This window comes from Pseudomonas sp. NPDC087817 (assembly GCF_044742875.1).
GTDB lineage: Bacteria > Pseudomonadota > Gammaproteobacteria > Pseudomonadales > Pseudomonadaceae > Aquipseudomonas.
In genome coordinates this window covers 1-9,210 of the sequence record NZ_JBIUVJ010000110.1, presented here as the reverse complement: position 1 = coordinate 9,210, position 9,210 = coordinate 1, and the positions used below count along the sequence as shown (strand labels likewise).

Annotated in this window: 11 protein-coding genes; 6 read left to right on the top strand and 5 right to left on the bottom strand. The window is 59.9% G+C overall.

What is annotated here, in order from left to right; translation table 11 throughout:
• The 5 genes from ACIONG_RS29160 to ACIONG_RS29140 all read left to right on the top strand — a co-directional run.
• Window positions 1-382, top strand: a 382-nt coding sequence (locus ACIONG_RS29160) for a PhoH family protein (protein WP_401304377.1), incomplete at its 5' end; no start/stop codon positions are given.
• Window positions 383-622: 240 nt separating this feature from the next.
• Window positions 623-1,096, top strand: a complete 474-nt coding sequence (gene moaC / locus ACIONG_RS29155) for a cyclic pyranopterin monophosphate synthase MoaC (RefSeq protein ID WP_401304374.1) — start codon at window positions 623-625, stop codon at window positions 1,094-1,096.
• Entirely contained in the window at window positions 1,093-1,335 is a 243-nt protein-coding gene (locus tag ACIONG_RS29150; protein WP_103305200.1) for a MoaD/ThiS family protein, read from the top strand. The genes moaC and ACIONG_RS29150 overlap by 4 nt, the downstream gene beginning before the upstream one ends.
• A 3-nt stretch (window positions 1,336-1,338) precedes the next feature.
• Window positions 1,339-1,791 carry a molybdopterin synthase catalytic subunit MoaE gene (gene moaE / locus ACIONG_RS29145; protein WP_073473663.1) on the top strand — a complete coding sequence of 151 codons (453 nt, stop codon included), beginning with the start codon at window positions 1,339-1,341 and terminating at the stop codon, window positions 1,789-1,791.
• A gap of 301 nt (window positions 1,792-2,092) precedes the next feature.
• Window positions 2,093-2,869, top strand: coding sequence for an ABC transporter substrate-binding protein (locus ACIONG_RS29140; RefSeq protein WP_007914314.1), 777 nt, complete (start codon window positions 2,093-2,095; stop codon window positions 2,867-2,869).
• A gap of 124 nt (window positions 2,870-2,993) precedes the next feature.
• On the opposite strand, the gene ACIONG_RS29135 is transcribed toward ACIONG_RS29140, so the two are convergent.
• The 5 genes from ACIONG_RS29135 to ACIONG_RS29115 form a co-directional block, all read right to left on the bottom strand.
• Window positions 2,994-3,620 (bottom strand): transcriptional regulator, encoded by a 627-nt coding sequence (locus tag ACIONG_RS29135; RefSeq protein WP_103305202.1) that lies wholly within the window; start codon window positions 3,618-3,620, stop codon window positions 2,994-2,996.
• Window positions 3,621-3,713: 93 nt separating this feature from the next.
• A complete protein-coding gene (locus ACIONG_RS29130) occupies window positions 3,714-4,841 on the bottom strand; it encodes an FAD-binding oxidoreductase (RefSeq protein ID WP_103305203.1) in 1,128 nt (375 codons plus the stop codon).
• Between the two features lie 145 nt (window positions 4,842-4,986).
• A complete protein-coding gene (locus tag ACIONG_RS29125; protein ID WP_401304368.1) occupies window positions 4,987-5,931 on the bottom strand; it encodes an ornithine cyclodeaminase family protein in 945 nt (314 codons plus the stop codon).
• Between the two features lie 137 nt (window positions 5,932-6,068).
• Window positions 6,069-7,559: an ATP-dependent RNA helicase RhlB gene (gene rhlB / locus ACIONG_RS29120; protein WP_103305205.1), complete on the bottom strand. Its 1,491-nt coding sequence runs from the start codon at window positions 7,557-7,559 to the stop codon at window positions 6,069-6,071.
• A 109-nt stretch (window positions 7,560-7,668) separates the two neighbouring features.
• Window positions 7,669-8,325 carry an alpha/beta hydrolase gene (locus tag ACIONG_RS29115; protein ID WP_187680051.1) on the bottom strand — a complete coding sequence of 219 codons (657 nt, stop codon included), beginning with the start codon at window positions 8,323-8,325 and terminating at the stop codon, window positions 7,669-7,671.
• Between the two features lie 468 nt (window positions 8,326-8,793).
• Between ACIONG_RS29115 and ACIONG_RS29110 the strand changes: the two genes are divergently transcribed.
• On the top strand, window positions 8,794-9,210 hold a 417-nt coding region (locus ACIONG_RS29110), incomplete at its 3' end, for a transporter substrate-binding domain-containing protein (protein ID WP_401304365.1).

The following is a 9,210-nucleotide window of genomic DNA, read 5'->3' as shown; positions in this document are numbered from 1 at the left end:
CACCGACAACCGCGATGGCTTGCACTTGGATGACGAAAACCCCCATGGCTGCGTCGACTACATCCTCAGCAAAGTGCCGCTGCAGTTCAAATCGCTCAACTACATTCGCGGGCGCAGCTTCCAGCAGAGCCTGATCCTGATCGACGAATGTCAGAACCTCACGCCGCACCAGATGAAAACCATCATCACACGTGCCGGTGCCGGTTCCAAAGTGGTGTGCCTGGGCAACCTGGCGCAGATCGACACCCCTTACCTGTCCGCGACCAGTTCCGGGCTGACTTACTTAACTGAACGCTTCAAGGATTTCCCCAACGGTGTGCACATCACCCTGCAAGGGGTGCCTCGCTCGATCCTGGCCGAATACGCCGAATCGCATCTGTAACCCTTCAGCAAAAACCGGGCGACCGCAAAGTCGCCCGGTTTTTTTATGCCCAACACACATCCAACTGTAGGAGTGAGCCTGCTCGCGATAGCGGTCGATCAGTCGATATCAATTCTGAATGTCTGACCGTTATCGCGAGCAGGCTCACTCCTACAAGGGATTTACGGTGTGGCTTTAATCGCGCTCGCAGAAATTTGACCCGCAGGTTTACAATCCCCGCTCCTGATCAGGAGTAATCCCGTGCTGACTCATCTCGATTCCCAAGGTCGCGCCAACATGGTCGACGTCACCGAAAAAGCCGTGACGTTCCGTGAAGCGACGGCCCAAGCGCTGGTGCGCATGCTCCCCGAAACGCTGCAGATGATCGTCAGCGGCGGCCATCCCAAGGGCGATGTGTTCGCCGTGGCGCGTATTGCCGGCATTCAAGCGGCGAAGAAAACCAGCGATCTGATTCCTCTGTGTCACCCACTGATGCTCACCGGGGTCAAAGTCGAACTCTGCGCGGACGGCGACGACACCGTGCGCATCGTCGCCCGCTGCAAATTGTCCGGGCAGACCGGCGTCGAGATGGAGGCGCTGACCGCCGCCAGCGTCGCTGCCCTGACTATCTACGACATGTGCAAAGCCGTGGATCGCGGCATGACCATCGAAAGTGTGCGCCTGCTGGAGAAGGTTGGCGGCAAGAGCGGGCACTTTCAGGCGGAGCAGCCATGAACCTGACCGTGAAGTTTTTCGCCCGTTACCGTGAAGCGCTGGGCGTGGACTCGGTTGCGGTGGAAGGCGATTTCGCCACCGTCGACGATGTGCGTGCGCTGCTGGCGCAACGCGATGGCGCCGAGGTATTGAGCGAGCAGAACCTGATGTGCGCACGCAATGAAGACCTCTGCCAGCTCGACGAGCCGGTGGTTGATGGCGACGAAGTGGCGTTTTTCCCTACCGTGACTGGAGGCTGAGCCATGGCGATTCGTGTGCAGGCCACGCCGTTCGATCCGGGCGCTGAAGTCAACGCGATGCACGCGGCCAATGTCGGCGTCGGCGCGGTGGTGAGTTTTGTCGGCTACGTGCGCGACTTCAATGACGGGCTGGATGTCGCGGGGATGTTCCTCGAACACTATCCGGGCATGACCGAGAAAGCGCTGGGCAAGATTGCCGTGGAGGCCGAACAGCGCTGGCCATTGTTGAAGCTGGAAGTGCTGCACCGCATCGGCGCGTTAGAACCGGGCGAGCCGATCGTGTTCGTCGGCGCCGCCAGCGCCCATCGCCAGGCCGCATTCGACGCCTGCGCCTTCGTCATGGATTACCTGAAAACCCGTGCGCCATTCTGGAAGAAAGAAAACACCAGCGATGGGCCGCGTTGGGTCGAAGGGCGGGACAGTGATCATGCCGCTGCGGATCGCTGGAACAAATAAAGTCCTGTAGCGCCCTCAAGTCAGCCATCGCTGGCAAGCCAGCTCCCACAGTGTTCTGCGTCGAGCACAAATTCTGTGTGCACCACCGAACCCTGTGGGAACTGGCTTGCCAGCGATGAGGCCTTCTGCAACACATGAAACCTCGCAGACACTCTCTTCTCACCAATTGACGGCTTGTACCTATAAGTCCAATATGGATTTCCAAGTACAAAAAAGCTTCAGTCCTGCCGCTCGTAGCTCCCCGCTCCCAGCTGCTCTTCTTCATCTTGCCAAACCAACAACAACCCGCGAGAGAACGAACATGAAGAAACTTCCCCTCATCACCGGTCTGGCCCTCAGCCTGTTGGCATCCGCCAGCGTGTTCGCCGCCGAGCAAACCCTGCGCATCGGCATCGAAGCCGCCTACCCACCGTTCGCCTCGAAAACCGACAAAGGTGAAATCGTCGGCTTCGACTACGACATCGGCAATGCCCTGTGCGCGCAGATGAAGGTCAAATGTGTGTGGGTCGAAGGTGAGTTTGATGGCCTGATTCCTTCCCTGAAAGTGAAGAAAATCGACATGGCGCTGTCGTCGATGACCATCAACGAAGATCGCAAGAAGTCGGTGGATTTCACCCACAAGTACTACTTCACCTCGTCGCGACTGGTGATGAAGGAAGGCGCCACGGTCGATGACCAGTACGCCAGCCTCAAGGGCAAGAACGTCGGTGTGCAGCGTGCGACCACCACCGATCGATACGCCACCGAGGTGTTTGAACCCAAGGGCATCAACGTCAAGCGCTACAGTAACAACGAAGAAATCTACATGGATCTGGCGGCGGGGCGGCTTGATGCGATCTTTGCCGACACGATTCCGCTGAATGACTTCCTGTCGATGCCGCGTGGCAAAGGCTATGCGTTTGTCGGGCCTGAATTGAAGGATCCGAAGTACGTGGGCGAGGGCGCGGGGATTGCGGTGCGCAAGGGCAATGCCGAGCTGGTCAGCCAGTTGAATGGCGCGATCGATGGCATTCGCGCGAGTGGCGAATATCAGAAGATTTCCGAGAAGTATTTCAAGTCCGATATCTACGGCGATTGAGAGTCCGCTATCGCTGGCAAGCCAGCTCCCACAGTGATCGAGTCGTACACAGCGTTTGTGTACACCGCTAAACCTGTGGGAGCTGGCTTGCCAGCGATGGGGCCGGTTCAATCACCGCAAATCTTCAGCCCTTCAATTCCTTCAAATGTTTGTACACCGTCGCCCGCCCCATATTCAGCACATTGGCCACATAGTTCGAGGCGCTTTTGCCCTTGAACGCGCCTTCGGCGTGCAGCGCCAGCACCAGTTCGCGTTTGTGATCGCGGGTCAGCAGGTTCAGGCTCAGTTGCCGCTCGCGCAGCCAGGCGTGCAGGAACGTGTTGATGCGCTCCTGCCAGTCATCGCGAAACAGTGAATCCGGCTGCGGGATCAGTTTGCTCGGCGAGAGAAACAGATCCAGCGCAGCCTTGGCATTTTCGAACAGCGAAATATTCAGATTGATGCACAACACCGCCAGCGGCAGACCTTCGCGGTCGCGCAGCACGGTGCTCAGGCTGCGGATTTTCTGACCGTCCCAGTTGAGTTTTTCGTACGGGCCGATGTTCCTGTCGCTGACATCCTCGCTGAGCATGTCTTCCAGCGACGACTCGTCGCCGATCTCGCGCTTGGACAGGTTGTTGGCAATGTAATCGACCTTCTGCGTGCGCAAGTCATGCAGCACCACTTCGGCGTGGGGGAAAAACAGTGTGGCGATGGCATCGGCGATGGCGCGGAAGTTATCCAGGGCCGGATCGAATTCGGGGGCGGTCATGACAGTGGAGCTCCAGGCAGCGTCAGCGCCCCCGTGAACAGGGGGCGCTGCGAGTTTGCCGCAATCCGTTGGGCGCGTCATCCGGATGGACGATCAGGCGAGACGGGCAGGGGAGAGCATGGCGCTGCTCAGACCGAACTGGCGCAGTTGTTCGGGCAGGGGCTGGCCGCGCACCAGCGCCGCACTGGCCTGGCCCATCGCTGGCGAAGTCTGGATGCCGTAGCCACCCTGCGCCGCGACCCAGAACAGCCCCGGCACCTGCGGATCGAAACCGCTGAGCAAATCCCCGTCGGCAACGAAACTGCGCAGGCCCGCCCAGGTGCGGGTCGGGCGGCGGATGGTCAGCGTGGTGGCTTCTTCGATCTGGTAAATGCCCATGGCAATGTCCAGTTCTTCCGGTTGTACGTCGTGGGGCTCTACCGGGTCGGCGTTGGCCGGTGAGCCGAGGAACATGCCGGCGTCGGGCTTCATGTAGAACGATTCGTCGAGGCTGACCAGCATTGGCCAGTGGTGGATGTCGACGCCTTCGGGCCCGGCGAAGATGAACGCGGCGCGGCGTTTCGGTTGCAGGCCCAGGCATTTCGCGCCGGCCATTTCACCGACCTTGTCAGCCCATGCACCGGCGGCGTTGATGATCACCGGGGCGCTGAAGGTCTGGCCGTTGGTCTGCACCTGCCAGTGGCCTTCAGCGTCGCGACTCAGCCCAAGCACCTGACAATCGGTATGCACTTCGCCGTTATTGCGGCGAATGCCACGCAAGTAGCCCTGATGCAGGGCATCGGTGTCGATGTCGCTGGCGCTCGGGTCGTAGATTGCACCGTGGACTTTTTCCCGGCGCAGGATCGGCATTCGGGCGCAGGCTTCGTCGGCTGTGAGTAATTGCATCTCCGGCACCGTGGCTTTGGCGCTGAGGTATTGGTTGTTCAGTTCGGCGGCATCCCCGGTGAAATCCACGGTCATTTCGCCGCGTGGGGTCAGCAGCGGGTGCTCGCAGAACCCGGCTGGCGGATGATCGAAAAACTCGCGACTGGCCTGTGTCAGTGCACGCACTTGCGGCGTGCCGTACGCGGCAGTGAACAGCGCGGCGGAGCGTCCGGTGGAGTGATAGGCCGGGTGCGACTCACGTTCGAGCACGATCACTTTGCCGTGCGGCGACAGCCAGAAACCGGTGGAGGCGCCGGCAATTCCGCCGCCGATGATGATGAAATCTGCCTGGCTCATGAAAAACTCCACGTTGAAATACAAAGTTGAAGTTGTCGCAGATCCTGTGGGAGCCGGGCTTGCCCGCGATGGCATCACTGCGGTTGTTCTGCAGAACCGCGGTGCCTGAATCGCGGGCAAGCCCGCTCCCACAGGGATCGTGGGATCAGTTACTTAAGTGATAAACCGCATTGGCCAAAGCGATGTCTTCCAGACCCAGGCCGATCGAGCGGAAAAATACATGACGGTGGTAATCGGGGCGCTGCACTTTTTCACTGAGCAGATCCGCCAGATCGCCAATGATCGAATCTTTGCTCCAGGTATGCTGCTCGGCGGCAATCAGCATCTCCCCCGCCGACCCCGGCGTGGTCAGACGATAGTCGCAGAACACCTGCATGTCGTTGAGGCTCTGCGGTGGTACTTCATGGGCACGCGGGGCGTTAGTGCTGATCGAGGTGATCAGCGCGGGTTTGCTCAGGGTGGCCGGGTCGATCACCGGGCCCGCCGAGGAGGTGCAGAGCATGATCACGTCGGCATCGGTGATGGCGGCTTCGCGGCTGGGCGCAATGGTCAGGTCGGGAGCGATGGCTTTCAGGAGTGCCTGGGTTTCGGCATCTTCCAACAAGCTCGGCGAATAGACGCTGATGCTCTGCCAGTCGCGCAAGCTTTTCACGTAATGCAGATGCGCTTGGGCAACCTTGCCGCTGCCGATGACCGCCAGTCGTTTGGCATTTACCGGAGCGAGAGCATCGACTGCCACTGCGGTAGTCGCGGCAGTACGCGCTGTGGTCAGTTCTCCGGCATCACAGAGCAGCAACGGCTGGCCGGTTTTCATCGACATCAACAGCGTCCATGCGGTCACCAGCGGGCCTTGATCGCGAACGATGTACGGCGAAGTCTTCACCCCATACACACCGTCCTCGGCCAGCACACCCATGTAATTGATGAAGTCGCCGGCGCCCTGCGGGAATTCCACCAGTTGCTGCGCCGGCTGCACAGCATGGCCAGCGGCGAGATCGCGGAACAGCTTGCGCAGGATTTGCGGTACGTCGATGCGCGCCAACAGCTCGCGGGCCTGGATGTGGTTGATCACGTAGGGCGTACTGGACATGGCAGGCTCCGAAGACAAAATCTAAACTAATTTGTCCATTATGGACTTTTAGTTTTCTCCCGCAAGCACCTGTTGAAACGCCGGGCGAAAAAAAAGCGCAGTCCGTTGCCGGCTGCGCTTTCTCTTTATAGCGTCGCTTACTGCGGACGCTTGCGCTCAACCGCTCGCAGCAGATGCGTCGGCGGCGTTTCACAGCTGATCTTGCGACCGAGCTTCTCTTCGATGGACGGCAACTGGTAGGAGTCGTCTTCACCGGCGAAGCTGATCGATACACCATCGGCGCCGGCGCGACCGGTACGGCCGATACGGTGCACGTAGTCGTCCGGGACTTCCGGCAGGGTGAAGTTGATCACATGGCTGATGCCGTCGATGTGGATGCCGCGACCGGCAACATCGGTGGCCACCAGCACGCGAATCTTGCCTTCGCGGAAGCCTTCCAGGGTCTTGATGCGCTTGTGCTGCGGCACATCGCCGGACAGTTGCGCGGCGTTGATGCCATCGCGCACCAGACGCTCTTCGATACGGCGCACTTCGTCCTTGCGGTTGGCAAACACGATCACCCGCTCCCAGCCGTTATCGTTGACCAGGTTGTAGAGCAGTTTGTATTTGTCGGCGCCGGCCACCGCATAGATGTGCTGCTCGACGTTTTCGTTGGCGACGTTCTGCGACTCGATCTCGACGATCGACGGGTCGGTGGTCCATTGCTTGGCGAGGTTCATCACGTCTTCGGTGAAGGTCGCCGAGAACAGCAGGGTCTGGCGCTCGGACTTCGGCGGGGTCTGACGAATGATCTGACGTACTTGCGGGATGAAACCCATGTCGAGCATGCGGTCGGCTTCGTCCAGCACCATCACTTCGACCATGTCCAGGTGCACATCGCCGCGCTGGTTGAAGTCGAGCAGACGGCCCGGGGTCGCGACGAGGATGTCGCAGTGGCGTGCTTCGAGGTGCTTGAGCTGCTTGTCGAAGTCCATGCCGCCCACAAACGTCATGACGTTGAGGCCGGTGTACTTGGTCAGGTCGGCGGCGTCCTTGGCGATCTGCACCACCAGCTCACGGGTCGGCGCGATGATCAGCGCACGGGGTTCACCCATGTAGCGCTCTTTCGGCGGCGGCGTTTGCAGCAGTTGGGTGATGATCGAGATCAGGAATGCGGCGGTCTTGCCGGTACCGGTCTGTGCACGGCCGATGGCGTCTTTGCCGGCGAGGGTGAAACCCAGCACCTGCGCCTGGATCGGCGTGCAATACGGAAAGCCCAGGTCCTGGATGGCGTGCATCAGTTCCGGGGAGAGCTTGAAATCGTGGAAGCGGGTTTTGCCTTCCTGAGGCTCGACGACGAAGTCTTCGAGTTTCCACGGGATAACCGCAGCCTTGGGCTTCGGTTCGCGGCGTGGTCTGGCCGGTTTCGGTGCTTCGCTGCTGGCGCTTTCGGCGACTGGAGCAGCCGCTGGAGTGGCGACGGCGGCCGGTTTTGCCTCTTGTTTCGGAGCCGCTACGGTAGCGGGGCGGTCGGCCTGGCGGGCATCGCTGCGATGGCCGGGGGCGTGCGACGGCGCACTGGGAACTGGCGCGAGCTGCTCAGCCTCGCTTTTACCGAACATCTTCTTGAGTGCTTTGAGCACGGTCATCTCATCAATTGATTAAGGAATGTACGCCGGCCAGTGTAATGCAAGAATCGGGCGCGGCGTAGTGGGAGGGATCAAAGGCAGTTGCCGTGGCTGAAAACAGCCGGCGCGATCAGCGCAGGCGCTCGCTCAACCACACACCGATGTCGCGGATTTCTTCGGGTAACACTTCGTGCTCCATTGGGTATTCCTGCCATGTCACGGTGACACCATGGGCCTTCAGATACTCATAGGCGGTACGCCCCATGGAGTTCTGCACCACGTTGTCGAACTGACCGTGCAGCGACAGCACCGGAATGCGCTGCTGGCTGGCGGACAATTCCAGTTCATCACTGAACGTCGGCGCATACGTCGACAGTGCCAGTACGCCACCCAACGGTCCCTGCCATTTCAAGAAAGCGGTGTGAAAAACCACCGCGCCACCCTGGGAGAAACCGGCGAGGAAAATCCGCGAGGCGTCTATTCCGCTGGCGCGCTGTTCTTCGATCAATTCAATGATGCGATCCGCCGACGCTTCCAACTCATCACGATCGATCGCCCGGGCCGGGCTCATGGCCTTGATGTCGTACCAGCTCGGCATGGCATATCCGCCATTAATGGTGACCGGGCGGGTCGGCGCCTGGGGCAGAACGAAGCGCGTGCTCAACAGGCTTTCCTGCAACGCTTCGGCCACTGGCAGAAAGTCGTAGCGGTCGGCACCCAGGCCGTGCAGCCAGATCACGCAGGCGTCTGCGGGCTTAACAGGCTGAAGAATCAAGGGCTCGGTCATGGCTGCTCCAAATATGTGCGGGCGCTCTCATTAAGTGCGTGATTGGAGTGCGCGCCCGGTTGATCCGTTAAGAAGATGTCGCAAGGGTACAAGTTTTGCTATTGACCTGTCGCCCGATCAGTTCGGCATCCAGTGTGGTACGGGCTTTGCTATGGAGGACTTTGTACGAAGCGTCCTACGCGTGGCGGTAACACTATCAGTGTACGACTCGCGACGGGATAGCAACGAATCCGGTGATGGATGTTCGCCAATGGCCGCTACGGGCTTAGCGAACGTGACAGGGCTACAGCCCGTTCGGCCGATTGGTGAGAAGTGAGTTGTCCATGATGTGGATTTTCTCCTACTAGACTCATAGCGAAGGTCTTACGTCGGTTGACCCCAAAAAAAGCCAACACGGGTCAACAACGCCTCAAAAGGGTGCGACTGGACTCAAGCTCCGACACAACAAGAGCAAAACTGGAGGTTTGAATGAAGATGTTGAAATCCACTCTGGCAGTCGTGACTGCGGCAGCAGTACTCGGCGTCAGCGGGTTCGCTCAGGCGGGTGCAACCCTGGATGCCGTACAGAAGAAAGGTTTCGTGCAGTGTGGCGTGAGCGACGGTCTGCCGGGCTTCTCGGTTCCGGACGCTACCGGCAAGATCCTCGGCATCGACGCTGACGTCTGCCGCGCTGTGGCCGCTGCCGTATTCGGCGACGCGACCAAGGTCAAGTTCAGTCAGTTGAACGCCAAGGAGCGCTTCACCGCGCTGCAATCCGGCGAGATCGACATTCTGTCGCGCAACACCACCATGACCAGCTCCCGTGACGCGGGCATGGGCCTGAAATTCCCGGGCTTCATTACCTACTATGACGGCATCGGCTTCCTGGTAAACAACAAGCTGGGC